Source organism: Mucilaginibacter sp. GW822-FHT03E02 (assembly GCF_058801545.1).
Genome location: NZ_JBXANJ010000001.1, coordinates 3,930,636 through 3,948,905, shown reverse-complemented (window position 1 = coordinate 3,948,905; position 18,270 = coordinate 3,930,636). Strand labels below are relative to the sequence as shown.

Genomic DNA, 18,270 nt, shown 5'->3' with positions numbered 1-18,270 from the left:
TATCATATAATTATAAATTAAATGCCTAAAATGTGTTAAGTTATGTTAACCCAATTTAGATGCGTTTGCCCTGATCTTAAGCCCTTGCCTGCCCCCAATTATCAATTATTTTTAGTATAATTGATAAAACAAGCCTAACGCCCCGATGACACAGTTCGCCACGAAAAACCCGCGTGTTACCATAATTTATGGTCTTATATTAAGTGCTGTTTTATTTCTGTGCTTCTCGGTAGGGTCAAAAGTTTTTTCAATTTTAGCCGGCCCGGGCTTGCCGTTAGAAACCAGGTTCGTTATATCCCGCTTATTTTTTTGGCTGTGTTTTGTAATTATCTTAGTATATGTCAGCAAAGCCGAGCGGCAGCGCCTCCTGTTGTGGGATGATGAGCGCTATTCGGCTGGTTATTACATTTTATCTGTAATTGTAATTTTACTAATCATCGTATTCGGATCGGCCATTATAGGCCTCACGTTAAAACGGCTCGATCTGTTAAAATTCAGCCCGGCTATTACATTAATGCGAAACATGGGCGCCCCGGTAAAGTTGTTGGGCATTATTACCGCGGGCGTTTTAGAAGAATTGATATTCAGGGGCTATATGATACCCCGGCTAAAGCTGTTTTTTAAAAGCGGGCACTCTCCGGTAATTATATCGTCGGTAATATTTGCCGCGGGTCATTGGGGTTATGGTACTTTAATAAATATATTGGTGCCTTTATTTATAGGTTTGGTTTTTGGCTATCATTATTACAAATACCGCAACATTAAAATACTTATTATTTGCCATTTGCTGATAGATTTGAACGCAATGTTTATAACAAGCCTCATCAAACATTAGCATAGAACGCTAAGCAATCCTGGATCCCGCTTTAAAATTTGTGCAATTCGAATAAATTCGTTCCTATTCGTGTGACTAAAATTCGTGAAATTCGATACAATCTGTGAAAATTAGTGTGCCTACTTTTTCATCTCTTCCCTTATAGCCCGCAAAAATTCATTTACATGCTGCGATCCTATGATGTATACCATACCATCCCTATCGGTTAAATGCACTGCATCGTTGCCGGCTGCGTAAAAGCGAATGGTGCCTTTGGTGTGCAGGTTGTATACCGGGTTATTAAACAGGTAGCGGCTGTATAAGCCCTTTTCGGCCTTTATAATGCTGTTAAGATCAATTTTTACCACGCGGGCAGTCCACAAACCGGCCAGGCGGATGCTCTTATTCTCCACGGTTGTACTGTAATGGAGTAAAAACCCCATGATAATGGAGATGATAATGATGGCGAAACCAACCAGCACCAGCAGGTTGCCGTTATGTTCGCTTTCGTCGGTAAAAAAGTACGCGGCAAAGCAAAACATGGCCAAAACAAGGCGTATGGTAATGGGGATAAACTCCCTGCCCAGGTATTGCTTTTCTACAAATACAGCTTTCTCGTTCATGATAGTTTGTACAATTCGAAGATAGTAACTTTTTTAGTGTTATTGTTTACTTTATACCTTTCATCTAAGCGGTATCCGCCCACCCAGATGATGTCGCCATTGCCGTTTACCAACAAGGGCACTTCCTCTTTTTGATGCAGCGACAATTTCTGGTTAATGAAATAATCGCTCAGCTTTTTACGGCCTTTCATCCCCATCGGAAAAAAGTAATCGCCCTCGCGCCAATTGCGTATAGTAAGCGGATACACCAGCAAAACAGCATCAACCGAGGTAGCCATTTTGTTATCCTTTACAATCAGCGGGCTATCGTCATGCAACAAATTCAGCTTGTACGTGCCAAAATGGGCTTCATGATCGTTTACGTCGATGATTACCTCCTCCGGCCCGCCTGCTTTTTTTTGTTTGATGATCAGCCTGTCGCGGTCAAGCACCAGCAAATATCCTGCTGATTCAAATACCCTGCCGGAGTGCTTATCCAAAACCGACAGCACATCATCAACGGTAGTTTCGTTAAATCCGTATTGCTGTAATAACTTAAACAGCAGCAAACGGGCGGGCTTTAATTTTTTAACTTCGGTAACCAGCAAAAATATTTCATCGGTGTCCTGTTGTAGCATCGTTTCTTTTAACCCTGCAACCTGGTTTTCCAACAGCAATTCCAGGTCGCGAAAATGTTTCAGGTTATTTTCAAACGTTTTTTCGAGCGATGGGTTAAGTTCTTTTAACCGGGGTATCACCTCGAGCCTGATTTTGTTACGGGCATATTTTGCTGATGCGTTCGAGCTGTCTTCAACAAAATCAAGTTTATCGTCGCTTACTGTTTTATTTATTTCATCGCGCGTTAAAAACAACAGCGGGCGTGCCAGCATGCCGTTTTTGGGTAGTATGCCATGCAAGCCGGCAATGCCGGTGCCGCGGGTAAGGTTTAACAATATAGTTTCGATAGTATCGTTTTGGTGGTGTGCCAACGCAATGGACTGGTAGCCATGCTGCCGGCTTATGGTATCAAACCATTGGTAGCGCAAATCGCGGGCGGCCATCTGGATAGATATTTTGTTTGCGGCTGCATAGGCCGTGGTATCAAAATTGATGGTATGAAATGGCACCCTTAATTTTAGGGCCAGGTTATTGCAAAACTCCTGGTCGCGCAGGGCTTCATCGCCACGTAACTGGAAATTACAATGGGCTATGCCGAAATTTATGCCGGCGGCCTTTAACAGATGGCTCATTAAAACAGAATCGGTGCCACCGCTTACAGCAGCCAAAACCTTAGTGCCGGGCGCAAACAGGGCATTTTGTTCAATAAAATTAACAAACCGGGCAACTGGTAGCATTCATCAAAATTATTAATTTAATAACCCCAACAAAAAACTAATTTTGCCCCAGTGAGAAAATACGTTTTAAGCTTTTTGTTATTGATGATGGCGGCTACCGTTATGGGCCAAAAAAAATCAATTGTAAACCTGATTCAATCAGAAAGTAGTACAGTTACAAAAGTTAACGGCCGCGATGTTATTAAGGTTTATAAAGGGGTTTTTAAGCAAGACTATTCTATTCTGAAATCAGATAGCGCTTATTTTTACCAGGCCGAGAATGCCTTTGATGCATTTAGCAACGTTAATATAAACCAGGGCGATACGCTCAACATTTTCTCAGACAAGTTAAATTATAATGGCAACACCAAAACAGCCATCCTAACCAACAATGTTAAAATGGTTGATAAGGACGCTACCCTTACCACCAACTATTTAACCTACAACACTGCAACCCGTATTGGTACGTATACCAACGGCGGTAAGCTGATTAATAAAGACAACGTACTTACCAGTAAAAACGGGTATTACTTTGCGCTCTCGCGCGATTCGTACTTCAGGTATGATGTGGTTTTAACTACGGTTGATGCCATTATTAAAACCGATACCATGAAATATAATACGGGCACCCGTACAGCTTTTTTTTACGGGCCAACCAATATTTACGGTAAAAAAGATAAAGATACTTTGTACACCGAAAACGGCTTATATAATACCGTTACCGAGCAGGCTTTTTTCGGTAAAAAAAATCATTATAAACAGGGTACCAAATCATTAAAGGGCGATAGTTTGTTTTATGATAAGCTAAAAGGATATGGCCGCGCGGTTAAAAATATCACCTTTACCGATAGGGAGCAAAAAATAACCATGAAGGGCGATTTGGCTACCTATTTTAAGGCCGATGAACGTACTATTGTTACCCAAAATGCTTACATGGTTTTGGTTACCGAACAAAAGGATACCACCAAAACAGATTCGGTGCCGCCGCCGGCGCCTGTTGCCAAAAACAAAGGCAAGGTGATGAAGGCCCCGCCAAACACCATGAAAATAACCAACATGGAAAACCTGGCCGGCAGCATTAAACCCAATGGGCTGGTTTCAAAAAAGGATTCGGCCCGGTTAGATTCCGCTGTACGTAAAATGGCGGTACCCGATAAAACAGTTACGCCAGACCAAATAAAAAATGTTGGCAACCTGGTAAACACGGCATCCCAAATAAAGCCAAACCTGACAAAAAAAGATTCGGTTAAAATAGATTCGGCGATAAAGAAAGCCTCTGCACAGGTCAAAAATATCAACCCGGACGATGCCAAAAAACAGCTGAATAACCTGGCGCAGGTAGCCGCTGCCATTAAACCCGGCAGTAAAGCCGTAAAGAGCTTACCGTTGCCTAAAGACACCGCAAAAGCCGGTAAGGTGAAGGTAGATTCGGTTTTCATGACTGCCGATACGCTGGAAACCCAGATATTGACCTATAAAGACCTGAAACTATACCAGGAAAAGCAACGCCTGGCTTATTCCTATGTTCGGGATACATCAGCGGCTGCCCGTAAACAGATCATTGAAAATAAAAAAAATGATAAAAAATTGGTTGCCCGAAGGTTATCAATTCCGCGCGATACTACCTATCGCCATAGCGACTTCTTCGGTCATCCTAAAATAAAGGTCGATTCGGCACAGATAAAAAAAGACAAGCTATCGGCTATACGCAAAGCCAGGCAGGACAGCGTTCGCAGGGAGGAATTGAAGAGAGACCCCGTATTTGCCCAGCGCGAAATTAATTTGAAGGATACCGCCCGGGTGAGAATGGTTATAGCCCACCACCACGCCAAATTGTTTAAATCGGATTTACAGGGCAAGGCCGATTCGATTTTCTATAGCAATGCCGATTCAACCATCCGTTGTTATGTACAGCCTATGTTTTGGACGCAAGGTTCGCAGCTATCGGGCGATACCATTTACGTGCAGATGCGGAACAAAAAGATGGATAATATGGAACTGTTCCCGTCGGCATTTGTGGTAAACCTGGAGAAAGACGATTCATTACATTTTAACCAGATGGGCGGCAAAAAAATGCGTGGTTTCTTTAAAAACGATAAGATGGATAAGTTGTATACCGTGGGCAATGCCGAAAGCATTTACTTTAAGCGGGATAGCGCCACCAACGTGGTTGAGGGGATTGAGCGATCATTAAGCAGCCGGATGGTAATATCATTTAAAAACAGTAAGGTTACCAATATACGGTTGCTTACCAAGCCCGAGAACAAATACCTGCCACTGAAAAAGGTGGTTGATGATGATAAGATATTGAAGGGCTTTATCTGGAAGCCCAAAGACAGGCCGGTATCTAAAGAATCCATCATTCCATCTCGCCGTAAAACACAGGCGAAGGCGGCCGGAAATAAGGCAAATGCGAAAGGTAAGCCGGCTAATGTAAAAGGCGCGGCGCTGGTTAAAGGTGCGCCTGCAGATAGTTTAAAAAAGCAATTGACAACCGGGAAGGATAGCTTGCTAAAAGCCGATACCACGAAGCTAAAGGGGCTTAAAACAAGCAAGGATAGCATTAAAGCTCCTGCGGTAACTAAACCTGCCGTGCCGCTGAAGACGGGTAAAGATTCGGTTAAAAGCGCTGTTAAAAAATCAGTGGCGAATTAGTGGGACAATAACTTGGTAAAAAGGGCTGTCATGGTGAGCTTGTCGAACCATAGTGGGCAAAGGCCTCTCCGCGCGACTCTTCGACAGGCTCAGAGTGACAGATCCACACAATCTACATAGAACACGTCATGGGTACGGTTTCACAGGTACATTCGATTGAACGCAGGCTACGACTCACCCCCGGCTACGCTGCGCTGGCTGACCCTCTATGCGGCGCAGCCGGAGAGATGGTGAACGCAAATTTTTTTTCTTATTTTTCTTCTTAGCACGTCTTTGCGCGAAGCTTCGTTGGAGGGGGCCTGTCTCCACCTAAATCTTAAGAAGCCGAGATCGCTTCAAAATAAATTATGAAAACTTTGTAATCGTCAATGTCAATTCCGCCGTCATTCTTCTGTTTTAAAAAAGAAAAAGCCTGTATTGCTTCGGACTTAATATCAACCGACCGGATCAAATTATTAAATTTATCAATACATTCATTTGCCGACCTTTCGCTATAGCCCTGCCAGTTCTCATCGCTTTCTTGAGATGCCGGATCATAAGTCAGCCAATATAATTCGCAGGTCCCGTCCGGGAAAAGGTATTGTACCTGTCCGCCAATTACAGCCAATGAACTTTCTGCAGCAGCATTTACCACGTCAATAAAATGCACCTGTCTCCATCCAAATTCGTTTCCGCTTTTTACCGCGATGGAAAGGAGATGCTTTGGTAATTGCTGCTCGGCTTCCATCGTCAATTACTCCTGTTCCCCTTTAACCTATACTTCGCCAGTTTCTGCCGCATATATCCCCGCCTGCGCTTATCTGCCTCGGCCAGCGTTGCGGCATCGGCATAGCGCCTTTGTGTTTTGGCAATCCCAATGCGTTGCGAACCGTAAATGCCGGAGTGCCCGCTAAAAAAATAGGCTGTAAAACAAGCCACCGCAAAAAATAATGCATACTGGCTGCCAAAAAGCTCAATCCCCATAAAGGTACAGGCCAGCGGGGTATTGGTTGCGCCTGCAAATACCGCAATAAAGCCAAGCGCTGCAAAAAGGCCCGCCGGGGCATTCATTAAAACGGACAGCGTGTTGCCCAGGGTTGCCCCGATATAGAACAGTGGCGTTACCTCGCCGCCTTTAAAGCCGCTTGAAAGGGTAACGGTTGTATAAATAGTTTTCCAAAGCCAGCTCCAGGTATCGGCCCCGCCGGCGTTAAATGCCGATGGTATGGTAATTGCCCCTGCATGTTCGGGGTCGATACCAAGGCCCAGGTAGTCAGGCTTGCCCAAAAGCGTGGTAAGGCCAATAATGATTAAGCCGCCAAGTACAGGGGTAAGCCAGGGTTTTGGAACAATGGCTGTAAAAAAAGATTTTAGCCCATGTACCAGGTAAGCAAACAGGTAACTGGCCAGGCCGAAGGCTACCGAAGCTAAAACGATTTTGCCAAGCAGTAAAAAATCAAAGGCTGTATAAGTTGCATACCAATGTGGCACGTTTGCAAACACATCAATATGATAGGCTGTATGGTGAATGCCCCAGGCGGCAACGGTAATATCGCCAATTATGCTGGCCATCAGGCAGGGCAGCAGGGCATTATATTGTATGCGCCCAATGGTTAAAACTTCCATTGCAAATATAGCCCCGGTAACAGGTGTGCCAAATACAGCACCAAAGCCCGCGGCTATGCCGGCAATAAGTATGGTGCGGGTATCGGCAGGGTTTAGCTTAAACCATTTAGCAAAGGCCTGCGCTATGCTGCCGCCAATTTGTACCGCGGTGCCCTCGCGCCCGGCCGATCCACCAAATAAATGGGTAATCACGGTGGTAAGCAATACCACTGGCGCCATACGTTTGGGTACGCCGCAATCGGGCTGATGGATCTCGTCGATAATAAGGTTGTTTCCTTTTTCCGACGACTTGCCGGCCAGCTTATATATAAAATGGATGCCCACCCCGGCAACGGGCAGTAAATATAAAAGGTAAGTATGGGCAAACCTGAAATGCGTGGCCCAGCTTAGCAGCCATAAAAACAAGGCTACCATGCTGCCTATAGCTACGGCAATGGGGATGATGAGCAGTGTCCACCTGAGCAGGTTTTTCACTATCGAAAAAAAATCGGACGTAAGAATGTTATCGTTCATTTTATTGCGACGCTAATTTAGTTTTAAAATTGATGGATTGTAAACGATGCAGCAAAACAACACCATAAAAGCATTGATGCTTACCGGTTGATACGCTGATAAGTGACAGAAAGGGGATACCCGCCGTGCCGGGCGGTGATATGTTTTTTGAAACGGGTTTGATCGGAAATTTTTTCACCTACAAAAAATTAGCGCGGAATATTACTCCACGGGTTAATTAATGCAGGTGCCATCAGCTTTTTAGGGCGGTTGAGTAGGAAGACACCATTTCCTTTGCAACAAATATAATCACAAAGCATTTAAAAAGGATGTGGCTTTTAGATTAATTTAACTAACTTTGTATATCAAAGTACTTTTATTCTCAATTAATCGCCTGGCGATTTTCATTTCATTTAAAAATAAATTGAACACCCATTATGCAAACCGAACCTCAACTCCGCAAAAAAGTAAAAACCTGGATCATAGTATTTATTATAGGCTTGGTATTAAGCGGGATAACCGCTTTCCCCATTGAAACTGAGCTGGCTTACCTGTCCAATGTAACCATATTTCCCGATTTTGTGCATCATTGGATAGCACAGGTTTACCAGGCTGTAAAAACCACTAATGAAAACTACCCCTACCTGAGCTATGGAACCGATTGGCTGGCATTTGGGCACCTGGTTATTGCCACCGCTTTTATTGGCCCCCTGCGCGATCCTGTAAAAAATATCTGGATAATTCAGTTTGGAATGATAGCCTGTGTTATGGTTTTCCCGCTGGCCTTTATTGCAGGCCCCATACGTGGTATTCCTGTTTACTGGCGGTGCATTGATTGTTGCTTTGGAATTTTCGGTTTTATCCCATTATACATTTGCTACTGCGATATCAAAAAGATAGAGGCATTAGCTAATTGAGCGCCGGGCAGTATTCTATACGTTGGCTAAATGGAATGCATAAGCTACATATTGGCCATGATGCGCCAATGAAACAGGTATAGTTGTTTCGGCCAGTCCATCATGTAAAATGGGGCAGCCTGACGGGGTTTTAATAATATTCAGCTGGTTGGATTCAAAAAAAGCGCCGAGTTTTTTTAAGATAAACTCTCGTACCTGGATTGATTGATATGTGGGGCTGCTATTGTCAATTGGCTTAACACCCCAGTACATATTTTCGAAATGATCACTGTTGTTAACTACAGTTACGATATAACGGTTGGTAATTATCGACCGGGAATAAAATGTATGCCCGTTAAAAGCGATGGTGCTGTTATAACAAAGCTGCATATCAAAGCCTTCGCCTTCAATTGCCTCGCAGGCAACATCAGCACACGCCGTACTCAAAGGGGGATTAATATGCCCGACAATAATTTTTGAGGGAGAAAAAACAAGATCAGGATTATCCCTTTGTTCAAATTTGTAAACCGACTCTTTAACCGACCACAGTAGCCATACAAAATTTGCAAACGGCATAGCAGCTAACTGGGGCAGGCTGTATAATTGAGTTTCGGGGCCGGTAATGAATTTTTTATAAAACCTGGGTTCATTTGTTCGCGCGGTGTCGATGGCCTGGAGGTCTACAATATCATTACCGGCACTTATTGTCATGTTTGCTGGTTGGTCTTTTCTTCAATCACATCAATACAGCCGCCTACGTTCACCATTTTATCCGCAGCATCATAATCTATTTCGATATTGTATTTGGTTTCGGCATCAATAATGATATCAACAAGATTGGCCGAATTGATTTTCAGGTCCTTAATAAGGTCGGTATTTTCGTCTATGCCGGCCAGAGCTTCTTTATCAAGGGTATATGGCGATAAAACTTTTTTTAGTTCAATTAAAATCTCTTGTCGTGTCATTAGGGTTAAATTTAGAAAATATTAAGCAGGAATTGACGTCGCCGAAGCCAAAATTAGCTTTCGCAACGATATTGATGTCTTTTTTGACTATGGAAACCGGCAAACGGTTTAAATTGATGTAGTTGCCGATTTCGGGATTAGGATCATCCAGGTTGATATTAGGATGAACAAATCCGTGCACTATTTGCAATATTGATGCCACTGCTTCGATAGATCCCGCCGCGCTTAAGCAATGGCCAATCATCGATTTAAGCGAATTCATCAGCGGAAAATCATCACCGCCCCGGCCAAGCGCCTTGCACCAGTTTTGAATTTCCTGCATGTCGGCATTGGTTGCAGTAAGGTGGCCGCTAATCAGGTCGATATCGTTAGCATTTATTTTTGAATTAGCTATTGAATCCTCAATGCATTTGATAACGCCCTGTGGGTTAGCCGCCGTCATGGAGCCGCCCATGCGCTGGCCGCCGCTATTGGTTGAGCCGCCTAAAACCTCTGCGTAAATTTTTGCGCCCCTGGCCAAAGCAAATTCCAGGTCTTCCAAAACCAGCGCGGCCGAACCAGAGCCCGGAACAAAGCCACCCGCGGTTATACTCATCGGCCTTGATGCCTTTTCGGGCTGGTCATTATACTTACGGGATAACACGCGCATGGAGTCAAACGAGCCGAACACATAGGTGTCAACATATTCGCTGCTGCCAACCAGCATTCGTTTGGCGTAACCATCTTTAATGGTTTCGTAGCCCATTAAAATAGCCTGTGTGCCGGTAGCGCAAGCCGCAGAGTTGGTAATTACTTTATTACCCAATCCTAAACGGCCCGATACATAGGAGGTAACCCCGCTGTTCATAGCCTGCTCTACCACGCGCGAGCCTAATTTTTTGGCTTCTTTGTTATCTACGCGGGTAATTACGTTTTTCATGGCCTCGGTATCTGATACACTGTTGCCAAAAATGCAGCCGGTTTCCCAGCGGGTTTCTTCGGTATCGTAATCCAGGCCGGCATCGGCCCAGGCATCAAGCGCAGCCATGAGACCATAGCCAATATTGGTACCTTTAAGGCCGTGAAAAACCACCTCAGATATGTAGTTTTTGGTTTTAAGATCTTCCAGTACAAAATCGGGTTTGCCCGCAACATGACAGCTAAATTTCAATTCCTCGTACAACGGCTGAAATTTAATGCCCGATACGCCCTTTTGTATGGCATCCAGGAACGTGCTGATCCCGATGCCGTTTGGCGATACCACTCCCATACCTGTAACAACAACGCGCCTGCTCATTTTAAGTCAATATGTTTAATAATACCGGCAAATGTGCCCCTGGCAACAATTTCTTTTTCGCTGTTCAGCATCTCCACAATGCATTTTAACTTACCAAAACGAAAATATTGTTTTTTAGAAATAACCGTAACCTTTTGGCCGGGTAAAACCATTTTGTAAAAAGAAACATCGGTTGAGGTAAGCACCGGGTACAGCGATGTATCACTGGTAAAATCATTGCCGGGCTCTTTCATAATCAAAAATATACCCAGCACAACCAAACCAATCTGGGCCATAATTTCGGTAATGATAACGCCTGGCGTAACCGGGTTTCCTTCAAAATGATCTTCATAAAAAAAGGCATCCTGTTTCAGCGTAAAATCGCCGGTAACCCCGTTTTCATTTAATGATGTAATGTTATCAATAAAGCGGAAAGTAGATTTGTATGGTAAATGATTAAGTATATGGTTATTCATGTTTCTAAAAATCAATATAGTTACAAACAATGTTCGCCACCGTCAACATGAATCAATGCACCATTTATCCAGAAGGCTTCGTCGGTACAAAGCATATATATTACGTTTGCAACATCTGCGGGCTTTGTTAACCGGCCCATCGGGTTGTTTGCCGTGGCCAGTTCAATTAATTTATCGCTGCCCGGTATTCTTTTTAATGATGCCGTTTCGGTAACCCCGGCCTGTATCAAATTGGTTTTTATCCCAAAGCGGCTGAATTCAACAGCCATGTATTTTGCAAGGCTTTCTAATGATGCCTTCGCAATAGATACCGCCGCATAACTTTCCCAATATTTGTGTGCCCCATCGCTGGTAAGGCCTATAATACGGGCATCGGCGTTAAAAAGCCCGGCGTTTAGCAGTAGCCTTGTCCAATCAAGCAAACTGTTGGCCATAGCATAGCTTGTGGCTTGTATATCATCAGTTGAAAGAACAGCGGTGCTGTCGGCATTTTCTGATTCGGCAGCCAGCGGTTTTAAATTGCCCCGGGCTATTGAATGCAGTAATAACTTAACACAATGTTTATGTACAGCAACTTCGGTAAATTGTTTTAAAAATAAATCGCGCCCGGTTTGTTCAAGCGCATTTATGTTAAACGGCAGTATGGTTACCCCATTTGTTTCAGCAATCTGCCTAAGTTTTATTTTGAGTGGTTTTTCGGTAATGGAGGTTTCCCGGTACAAAACCGCTACGTTCATACCATGTGCGGCAAGCTTTTGCAAAGCCCCAAACCCGAAGCCGCCAGACCCCCCTAAAATTACAGCCCATGAACCCGAAAACTGTTTAGTTTTATCCATGTAAATTGCTGATAGTTAATTTCGTCATTTATGGTATGGATTGTATAATTATTTTCGCTCTTAAATTTCCGAAAAAAATTCAAACCCCAAAGTAAGCGAAAGAAAACCGGATTTTAATGGTGCAACCGCTATTAATTGGGCGTTGTTAAACCATCACAGGCAAAAAGCATCATATACAGTGACACATGGGTTTAAGTTATTAAAAAAATTTAAAACTAAATGAAGCAAAAACGGTTGCGCTTATGCTTTATGAGTAAAGAGCAAAGCTGTTTGCAGGGCACATAATATTTATTACATTTGGTAAGCTTTATGAAGAATTGTATTGAAAAGCGCGTTGCTTTTGTTTGTTTTGTGCTGATAATTATAGCGGGCAGTAATACCACGCTGTATGCGCAGAAATTAGAAAAAGCTGCTTTTTATAAAGCAATGGCAAGCGATAATATTGACGAAATTAACCAGGAACTGGCCACATTTGCTGATGCCGGCACCGAAACAAAAAACGGCTATGAGGGCGCTTTATTAATGAAAAAAGCCAGCCTTGCCGGCAAGCCCAAAGATAAGCTGAGCTTTTTTAAAACCGGCCGCATTAAACTGGAAACAGCCCTACTGGCCGAACCTGATAATACTGACTTGCATTTTTTACGTTTGGTTATCCAGGAAAAAGCCCCTAAAATTGTGCATTACCGTACAGATATCGAAAAGGATAAAACTATGGTGATAAAAAATTTTAAAGCCTTGTCGCCTGTAGTACAGCGAGCCATAGTTGATTATAGCAAAACCTCAAAAGTTTTGCACACCGAAGACCTTAAACCTGCTGAATAATGAGTAAAAAGATATTAGCTATTTACTACACCCAATCGGGACAAATGCGCGATGTCATCGACTCATTAACGCAACCTATTATTGAGGCGGGAGCATCGGTTGAAAAAGTGGAGATAAAAATGGTAAACAGCTATAATTTCCCATGGACAGGATCCAGCTTTTTTGGTGTTATGCCCGATTGTGTTTTAGGTGTACCCGCCCAAATTGAGCCATTTATATTAAAGGAAACTAAATACGATATGATCATTGTGGGCTACCAGCCCTGGTTTTTATCGCCCAGCATCCCTTCAAATTCACTGCTTAACCACCCCGACTTTGTTAAAGTAGTACAAGATACACCGGTTGTAACCATCAGCGCAGCCCGTAATATGTGGCTAAACGCCTTTGTGCGGGTACGCAAATCTATACAGGATGCCGGCGGAAGACTGGTTGGCAATATTGCCCTGGTTGACAGGCACCTTAACCCAATAAGTTTTGTTACCATTTTTTACTGGATGCTTACAGGTAAAAAAGAAAGCTACCTGAATATATTCCCCAAGCCGGGTGTTGATGAACAGGAAATAAAGGACACCGCCAAATTTGGCAAGATTATAGCAGCCAGGCTTAATATGGTTGACTATTGGGACAGCCTCCAGGATGAACTGATGCACAACGACGCCGTAAACATTAAATACCCCCTGATGTTTATTGAAGGGAAGGCCAGGATTATATTTTCGGTTTGGGCAAAAATTATTTCGAAACGCAAAAATAAAGCAGCATGGCTTACAGCTTTTAAATATTATCTTTTTTTTGCCCTGTTTATTGTTGCGCCTATTGCGCTAACGGTTGATATGATCTTAATAAGGCCTTTTTTTGGTGACAGGATCCAGGAGAAAAAGAACTTTTACTTACAACTAATTTAAAAATATACATGTCTTTTAATCAGGTTTATATAAACGCCACATCTGCTTTTCTGCCCAACGAGCCCGTTGCAAATGATGATATGGAGCAGTATCTGGGTTATATCGACAATAAACCCTCTAAATCAAAAAAAATAGTACTGCGCAATAATGCCATAACCACCCGGTATTATGCTTTAGATAAAAATAAAAAGGCAACGCATACCAATGCCGAGATGACAGCATTGGCTGTTAAGGAACTGTTTAAAAATACCGATGCTAAAATAGAGGAAACTGATATCCTATCATGCGGTACCTCATCGCCCGATCAAATGATGCCAAGCCACGGGGTAATGACGCATGGCTGGCTTCCCGAGGCGGGCCCGATTGAGGTGGTATCGCCGGCAGGTGTTTGCTGCGCCGGGATGCATGCCCTTAAATATGCCTATATGGCCATTAAATCTGGCGAAGCCAGGCAGGCAGTGGCTGCCGGGTCTGAAAGATTTTCGGGCCTGCTGGTATCTGATGTGTTTGAAGAAGAAGCACAAAAGCTAAAGGAACTTTCCGAAAACCCGTATATCGCGTTCCATAAAGATTTTTTAAGGTGGATGCTTTCTGACGGGGCATCGGCATTTTTAATGACAGATAAGCCAAACGAAACAGGCCTGAGTTTGCGGGTTGACTGGATTGAAGGTGTATCATACGCCAACCAGATGGATGCCTGTATGTATATGGGGGCCGAAAAACAACCGGATGGCAGCCTGAAAGGTTTTATGGACTTTACGCCTGAAGAGATTAAAAATAAATCCATCTTTAGTGTAAAGCAGGATATTGGTTTGCTGAGCGATAATATTGTGCCATTGGGCGGAGCCAAGATTAAAGAGATTTTTGAACGCAAAGGTTTAACTACAAATGATATCGATCATTTTTTACCGCATATCTCCAGCGATTTTTTCAGGCCAAAGATTTATGATATGGTGGAGATTTATGGCGGCGGTATCCCTTACGAAAAATGGTTTATGAACCTGTATACCGTAGGTAACGTTGGCGCGGCATCTGTTTACCTGATGATTAATGAGCTGTTTCACAGCGGCAAACTAAAAGTTGGCGAAAAAATATTGTTGTTGGTGCCCGAAAGTTCAAGATTCTCGTATATGTATGCTATGCTTACTGTTGTTTAACGGGAAAAGCCAGTTTACAATGAAAAAAGAAAACGTACCCCAGGATCTGAGCTCGCTTGGTAAAATCACCAAAGAGGTTTGCTACGCTACCGATAGCGACGGGAAGTATGTAACCCAGTTAAGCGACGGATGGGATGTAAAAATAACCGCACTTGATGTGGCCTGGCAGGAAATTGATGGCCGCATTGCCAACGCTAAACAAAGGGTTTTAAACGGAGAGGCCAGTCCGCTGCTGTTTTTTATGGAGTTGCGGCTGATGGACCTGAGTATTTTGGCCGATTATACCGGTTTTTGGAAATGGCAGATAAAACGCCATCTGAAGCCCGGTGTGTTTAATAAACTATCAGAAAAGGATTTAAAAAAATATGCCGAAGCCTTTAATGTAAAGGTTGATGAGCTAAAAAGTATGGATGTGCATGAAGATTGATTTTGAACACGGACAAGCTGCACATTGCGAATCGGGGGTTACCAGTAATTTATTAAAAAAGATCTCGAAGGGCAAAATAACCGAGCCGCTGGCTTTTGGTATTGGTGCCGGGCTGTTTTTTGTTTACGTACCGTTAATAAAAATAAATAATGGGCCGGCAATTGCTTTTCGCTCAATGCCGGGCTTTATTTTTAACCGTACCTGCAAATCACTGGGCATCCCGGTGATACAGAAAAAGTTCAGTTCCAAAGAAAAGGCCGAGGCCGCTTTGATGGAAAGCCTTGAAGCCGGGCAGCCGGTTGGCGCGCAGGTAGGGGTTTATTATTTATCCTACTTCCCGAAAGAATACCGTTTTCATTTTAATGCCCACAACCTTATTGTTTTTGGCAAGGAGGGGGATAATTACCTGATTAGCGATCCCATTATGGAGCACGCCACTACACTAACCAGCTACGAGTTGGAGCGCGTGCGTTTTGCCAAAGGGGCTTTGGCACCAAAGGGACAATTATACTATCCTGCCAATCAAACGAAAATTACCGACGACCAGATCAGGAGCGCTATTAAAAGCGGCATCAAAAAAAATGTTTTTAACATGATCTCCATCCCCGGGCCTTTCGCTGGTGTAAACGGGATAAGATATACAGGCAATAAAATAAAAGGCTGGCGCGACAAGCTGGGCCTTAAAACTGCAGGCTTGTACCTGGCGCAGTTGGTGCGTATGCAGGAAGAAATAGGCACAGGCGGTGGCGGGTTCAGGTATATTTATGCCGCGTTTTTACAACAGGCTAATGATTACCTGCCAAACCCGGTATTGTTACAGGCATCAGAAATGTTTACGCAGGCTGGTGACATGTGGCGAACAGCCGCTGTACAAGCTGCAGGTATTTACAAAGGCCGCATAGGCAGCCAGGAAGATTTTAATGTAATGGGCAACTATTTGTTAGAAATTGCCGAAATAGAAAAGAAGGCTTTTACACTGCTGAAAAATATCAAATGGTAAGCAAAACATCCCTCGCCGTAAATATCGAAAACCTTTGTTTTCATTATCCGGGTAATTCGGGGGTGACTTATAATGGGCTAAATTTAAAGATTACCGAAGGCGAACGCTTTGGTTTGTTTGGGCCGAATGGCGCCGGTAAAACCACGCTCATGAATTTGATGACTGGCCTGCTGGTTGCCGATAGCGGCACGGTTGAATTGCTGGAGCATAAAATTGGCACCAAAAGCAAGGCTGTAAATAAGCTGTTTGGTTTTGTGCCGCAGGATTTTTCCTTTTACCAGGAACTTAGCCCGATAGAAAACCTGGAGTTTTTTGGGGCCTGGTACGGTTTAAACCGGAAACAAATTGCGCAGCGGTCGGCAGAATTACTGGAGATATTGGGGCTTACAGATGTAAGCCACAAAGCTGTTGAAAATTTTTCGGGAGGAATGAAACGCAGGGTTAATTTGGCCATAGGAGTTATTCATAACCCCAGGATCTTGTTTTTGGATGAACCTACGGTAGGTGTGGATGTGCAAACCCGCCACGCCATTATCGATTACTTAAAACAACTGAATAAACAGGGCACCACGTTGATCTACACCTCGCACCAATTAGCCGAAGCCGAGGGGCTGTGCGAGCAGATAGCCCTGGTTGATAAGGGCGAGATTGTTAAAGAAGGACAACTGGATAGCTTGCTGGAAGAGTATGGCCACCAGGATCTGGAGGAACTGTTTTTAAACTTAACTGGAAAGGATTACCGGAACTAATGTTTAAGCTTTGGGCCTCCATAGTAAAAGATGTAAGGATATTGCTGCGCGACAAAGTAGGCATATCGCTCATGTTTATCATGCCCGTTATTTTGGTTATTGTAGTTACGTTGATCCAGAACAGCACCTTTCAGCTGATGAACAAAAACAAACTCACGGTGGTGGTTTGTAATAAAGATGCCGGTAAACTAAGCAAGCAGCTCACGGGTACCATCAACAAAATTGGCATGTTTAAAGTGGTGCAGGCAGCATCAAATTTAAACGAACAGCAAATAGGCGATGCCATGCACAACGCCGATGCCATGCTGGCCATTACTATTCCGCCCGATTTTTCGGCGAAGATTGAAGCAAAAGCCAAATCATCATCAAATAAAGCGCTGAAAAGCTTTGGACTACAGGCCGATTCGGCTAAAGAAGAAAAGCTGGCCGCACCTACGCCATTAATATTACATTATAACCCATCCATACCCGAGTCTATCCGCTTTTCGGTAAACGGAGCCTTAACCAGCGCCTTACAGATTGTAGAAAGCCGGGAAACACTGCGCACACTTTACTTCGCCATAAACGAAAAGGAGATGCCCGAAAAGCTGGAACAGGAAATGCTGAACGGAAAGGCCGAAATAAAACAGGTGCCGGTATCAAAGGGCGGCAGCATAACCGCACCAAACGCCACCCAGCACAATGTACCCGCCTGGACTATATTCGCCATGTTTTTTATCATCATGTCGTTAAGTGGCAGTGTGGTGAGGGAAAAGGTTAGCGGCAGCTTTATCCGCCTAAAAACATTGCCTACTAATTTTGCTGTAGGCCTATTATCCAAGCAGATCACCTATCTGTGCGTTACATTGTTCCAGGCGCTGGTAATTTTTTCGCTGGGATTATGGTTTTTTCCGTATATTAATTTGCCCGCGTTAAACTTACCGGCAGATATTTTCGGTTTGGTATTGGTAACAGTGGCCGTTGGCTATTGCGCGGTAAGCTACGCCATTTGTGTAGGCGTATTTGCCCATACGCAGGAGCAGGCAAACGGATTTGGAGCGGTATCCATAGTGATACTATCGGCCATTGGCGGCCTTATGGTGCCTTCATTTGCCATGCCGGGTGCATTAAAAACAATAAGCTCATTATCGCCATTGCATTGGTGCATTGAAGCCTATTACGGCTTATTTTTAGAGGGCGCGGGATTAAAGGATGTTGTTATCAGCATTATTCCGTTGGTTGGAATTACATTTGTATTCCAGGCGCTAACATTTATTGGTTTAAAAAGAAAGAATTTAATATAG

19 protein-coding genes and 1 riboswitch are annotated in these 18,270 nt (G+C 43.6%); of the genes, 10 read left to right on the top strand and 9 right to left on the bottom strand.

Annotated elements, in window-relative coordinates; genetic code table 11:
* Positions 1 to 145: 145 nt before the first annotated feature.
* On the top strand, positions 146 to 835 hold the full coding sequence (locus AC1RM2_RS16530; RefSeq protein WP_492986294.1) for a CPBP family intramembrane glutamic endopeptidase: 690 nt from the start codon (positions 146 to 148) through the stop codon (positions 833 to 835).
* A 119-nt stretch (positions 836 to 954) separates the two neighbouring features.
* Here AC1RM2_RS16530 and AC1RM2_RS16525 read toward each other — a convergent pair whose 3' ends face one another.
* Together AC1RM2_RS16525 and tilS are read right to left on the bottom strand one after the other, a co-directional pair.
* A complete protein-coding gene (locus AC1RM2_RS16525; protein ID WP_492986293.1) occupies positions 955 to 1,437 on the bottom strand; it encodes a hypothetical protein in 483 nt (160 codons plus the stop codon).
* Positions 1,434 to 2,771, bottom strand: a complete 1,338-nt coding sequence (tilS, locus tag AC1RM2_RS16520) for a tRNA lysidine(34) synthetase TilS (protein WP_492986292.1) — start codon at positions 2,769 to 2,771, stop codon at positions 1,434 to 1,436. The genes AC1RM2_RS16525 and tilS overlap by 4 nt, the downstream gene beginning before the upstream one ends.
* Positions 2,772 to 2,822: 51 nt before the next feature.
* On the opposite strand from tilS, the gene AC1RM2_RS16515 reads away from it, so the two are divergent.
* A complete protein-coding gene (locus tag AC1RM2_RS16515; protein ID WP_492986291.1) occupies positions 2,823 to 5,405 on the top strand; it encodes an OstA-like protein in 2,583 nt (860 codons plus the stop codon).
* Between the two features lie 316 nt (positions 5,406 to 5,721).
* Here AC1RM2_RS16515 and AC1RM2_RS16510 read toward each other — a convergent pair whose 3' ends face one another.
* Both AC1RM2_RS16510 and AC1RM2_RS16505 read right to left on the bottom strand, forming a co-directional pair.
* A complete protein-coding gene (locus AC1RM2_RS16510; protein WP_492986290.1) occupies positions 5,722 to 6,132 on the bottom strand; it encodes a hypothetical protein in 411 nt (136 codons plus the stop codon).
* Between the two features lie 2 nt (positions 6,133 to 6,134).
* On the bottom strand, positions 6,135 to 7,523 hold the full coding sequence (locus AC1RM2_RS16505; protein ID WP_492986289.1) for a voltage-gated chloride channel family protein: 1,389 nt from the start codon (positions 7,521 to 7,523) through the stop codon (positions 6,135 to 6,137).
* A 216-nt stretch (positions 7,524 to 7,739) separates the two neighbouring features.
* Positions 7,740 to 7,804, bottom strand: a riboswitch (Fluoride riboswitch).
* Between the two features lie 135 nt (positions 7,805 to 7,939).
* Here AC1RM2_RS16505 and AC1RM2_RS16500 point away from each other — a divergent pair.
* Positions 7,940 to 8,419, top strand: a complete 480-nt coding sequence (locus AC1RM2_RS16500; RefSeq protein ID WP_492986288.1) for a hypothetical protein — start codon at positions 7,940 to 7,942, stop codon at positions 8,417 to 8,419.
* Positions 8,420 to 8,434: 15 nt separating this feature from the next.
* Here AC1RM2_RS16500 and AC1RM2_RS16495 read toward each other — a convergent pair whose 3' ends face one another.
* Genes AC1RM2_RS16495 through AC1RM2_RS16475 form a run of 5 tightly spaced genes read right to left on the bottom strand, consistent with a single transcriptional unit; the run spans position 8,435 to position 11,930 of the window.
* Positions 8,435 to 9,109 (bottom strand): 4'-phosphopantetheinyl transferase family protein, encoded by a 675-nt coding sequence (locus AC1RM2_RS16495; protein WP_492986287.1) that lies wholly within the window; start codon positions 9,107 to 9,109, stop codon positions 8,435 to 8,437.
* The gene (locus AC1RM2_RS16490) at positions 9,106 to 9,363 is read right to left on the bottom strand and encodes an acyl carrier protein (RefSeq protein WP_090637967.1); all 258 of its coding nucleotides are present in this window, start codon (positions 9,361 to 9,363) and stop codon (positions 9,106 to 9,108) included. The genes AC1RM2_RS16495 and AC1RM2_RS16490 overlap by 4 nt, the downstream gene beginning before the upstream one ends.
* Entirely contained in the window at positions 9,338 to 10,639 is a 1,302-nt protein-coding gene (locus AC1RM2_RS16485; RefSeq protein ID WP_492986286.1) for a beta-ketoacyl-[acyl-carrier-protein] synthase family protein, read from the bottom strand. The genes AC1RM2_RS16490 and AC1RM2_RS16485 overlap by 26 nt, the downstream gene beginning before the upstream one ends.
* On the bottom strand, positions 10,636 to 11,094 hold the full coding sequence (locus AC1RM2_RS16480) for a 3-hydroxyacyl-ACP dehydratase FabZ family protein (protein WP_492986285.1): 459 nt from the start codon (positions 11,092 to 11,094) through the stop codon (positions 10,636 to 10,638). Before AC1RM2_RS16480 ends, AC1RM2_RS16485 begins: the two co-directional genes overlap by 4 nt.
* A 20-nt stretch (positions 11,095 to 11,114) precedes the next feature.
* Positions 11,115 to 11,930 carry an SDR family oxidoreductase gene (locus tag AC1RM2_RS16475; protein WP_492986284.1) on the bottom strand — a complete coding sequence of 272 codons (816 nt, stop codon included), beginning with the start codon at positions 11,928 to 11,930 and terminating at the stop codon, positions 11,115 to 11,117.
* A 309-nt stretch (positions 11,931 to 12,239) separates the two neighbouring features.
* Between AC1RM2_RS16475 and AC1RM2_RS16470 the strand changes: the two genes are divergently transcribed.
* Genes AC1RM2_RS16470 through AC1RM2_RS16440 form a run of 7 tightly spaced genes read left to right on the top strand, consistent with a single transcriptional unit; the run spans position 12,240 to position 18,270 of the window.
* Complete coding sequence (locus AC1RM2_RS16470; RefSeq protein WP_492986283.1) at positions 12,240 to 12,752, top strand: hypothetical protein; 513 nt, start codon at positions 12,240 to 12,242, stop codon at positions 12,750 to 12,752.
* Complete coding sequence (locus tag AC1RM2_RS16465) at positions 12,752 to 13,654, top strand: hypothetical protein (protein WP_492986282.1); 903 nt, start codon at positions 12,752 to 12,754, stop codon at positions 13,652 to 13,654. Before AC1RM2_RS16470 ends, AC1RM2_RS16465 begins: the two co-directional genes overlap by 1 nt.
* A gap of 8 nt (positions 13,655 to 13,662) precedes the next feature.
* Positions 13,663 to 14,811 carry a dialkylresorcinol biosynthesis protein DarB gene (gene darB / locus AC1RM2_RS16460; protein ID WP_492986281.1) on the top strand — a complete coding sequence of 383 codons (1,149 nt, stop codon included), beginning with the start codon at positions 13,663 to 13,665 and terminating at the stop codon, positions 14,809 to 14,811.
* 19 nt (positions 14,812 to 14,830) lie between these two features.
* Entirely contained in the window at positions 14,831 to 15,238 is a 408-nt protein-coding gene (gene DarG / locus AC1RM2_RS16455; protein WP_492986280.1) for a flexirubin biosynthesis protein DarG, read from the top strand.
* Positions 15,228 to 16,238, top strand: coding sequence for a BtrH-related acyltransferase DarH (gene darH / locus AC1RM2_RS16450; protein ID WP_492986279.1), 1,011 nt, complete (start codon positions 15,228 to 15,230; stop codon positions 16,236 to 16,238). Before DarG ends, darH begins: the two co-directional genes overlap by 11 nt.
* Positions 16,232 to 16,987: an ABC transporter ATP-binding protein gene (locus tag AC1RM2_RS16445; protein ID WP_492986278.1), complete on the top strand. Its 756-nt coding sequence runs from the start codon at positions 16,232 to 16,234 to the stop codon at positions 16,985 to 16,987. Before darH ends, AC1RM2_RS16445 begins: the two co-directional genes overlap by 7 nt.
* Positions 16,987 to 18,270, top strand: a complete 1,284-nt coding sequence (locus AC1RM2_RS16440; RefSeq protein WP_492986277.1) for an ABC transporter permease — start codon at positions 16,987 to 16,989, stop codon at positions 18,268 to 18,270. The genes AC1RM2_RS16445 and AC1RM2_RS16440 overlap by 1 nt, the downstream gene beginning before the upstream one ends.

Excerpts from the sequence above, each read along its gene's own strand:
- AC1RM2_RS16530 (WP_492986294.1), top strand. The coding sequence starts at position 146 with ATGACACAGTTCGCCACGAAAAACCCGCGTGTTACCATAATTTATGGT.
- AC1RM2_RS16525 (WP_492986293.1), bottom strand. The coding sequence starts at position 1,437 with ATGAACGAGAAAGCTGTATTTGTAGAAAAGCAATACCTGGGCAGGGAG.
- tilS (WP_492986292.1), bottom strand. The coding sequence starts at position 2,771 with ATGCTACCAGTTGCCCGGTTTGTTAATTTTATTGAACAAAATGCCCTG.
- AC1RM2_RS16510 (WP_492986290.1), bottom strand. The coding sequence starts at position 6,132 with ATGGAAGCCGAGCAGCAATTACCAAAGCATCTCCTTTCCATCGCGGTA.
- AC1RM2_RS16505 (WP_492986289.1), bottom strand. The coding sequence starts at position 7,523 with ATGAACGATAACATTCTTACGTCCGATTTTTTTTCGATAGTGAAAAAC.
- AC1RM2_RS16500 (WP_492986288.1), top strand. The coding sequence starts at position 7,940 with ATGCAAACCGAACCTCAACTCCGCAAAAAAGTAAAAACCTGGATCATA.
- AC1RM2_RS16495 (WP_492986287.1), bottom strand. The coding sequence starts at position 9,109 with ATGACAATAAGTGCCGGTAATGATATTGTAGACCTCCAGGCCATCGAC.
- AC1RM2_RS16490 (WP_090637967.1), bottom strand. The coding sequence starts at position 9,363 with ATGACACGACAAGAGATTTTAATTGAACTAAAAAAAGTTTTATCGCCA.
- AC1RM2_RS16485 (WP_492986286.1), bottom strand. The coding sequence starts at position 10,639 with ATGAGCAGGCGCGTTGTTGTTACAGGTATGGGAGTGGTATCGCCAAAC.
- AC1RM2_RS16480 (WP_492986285.1), bottom strand. The coding sequence starts at position 11,094 with ATGAATAACCATATACTTAATCATTTACCATACAAATCTACTTTCCGC.
- AC1RM2_RS16475 (WP_492986284.1), bottom strand. The coding sequence starts at position 11,930 with ATGGATAAAACTAAACAGTTTTCGGGTTCATGGGCTGTAATTTTAGGG.
- AC1RM2_RS16470 (WP_492986283.1), top strand. The coding sequence starts at position 12,240 with ATGAAGAATTGTATTGAAAAGCGCGTTGCTTTTGTTTGTTTTGTGCTG.
- AC1RM2_RS16465 (WP_492986282.1), top strand. The coding sequence starts at position 12,752 with ATGAGTAAAAAGATATTAGCTATTTACTACACCCAATCGGGACAAATG.
- darB (WP_492986281.1), top strand. The coding sequence starts at position 13,663 with ATGTCTTTTAATCAGGTTTATATAAACGCCACATCTGCTTTTCTGCCC.
- DarG (WP_492986280.1), top strand. The coding sequence starts at position 14,831 with ATGAAAAAAGAAAACGTACCCCAGGATCTGAGCTCGCTTGGTAAAATC.
- darH (WP_492986279.1), top strand. The coding sequence starts at position 15,228 with ATGAAGATTGATTTTGAACACGGACAAGCTGCACATTGCGAATCGGGG.
- AC1RM2_RS16445 (WP_492986278.1), top strand. The coding sequence starts at position 16,232 with ATGGTAAGCAAAACATCCCTCGCCGTAAATATCGAAAACCTTTGTTTT.
- AC1RM2_RS16440 (WP_492986277.1), top strand. The coding sequence starts at position 16,987 with ATGTTTAAGCTTTGGGCCTCCATAGTAAAAGATGTAAGGATATTGCTG.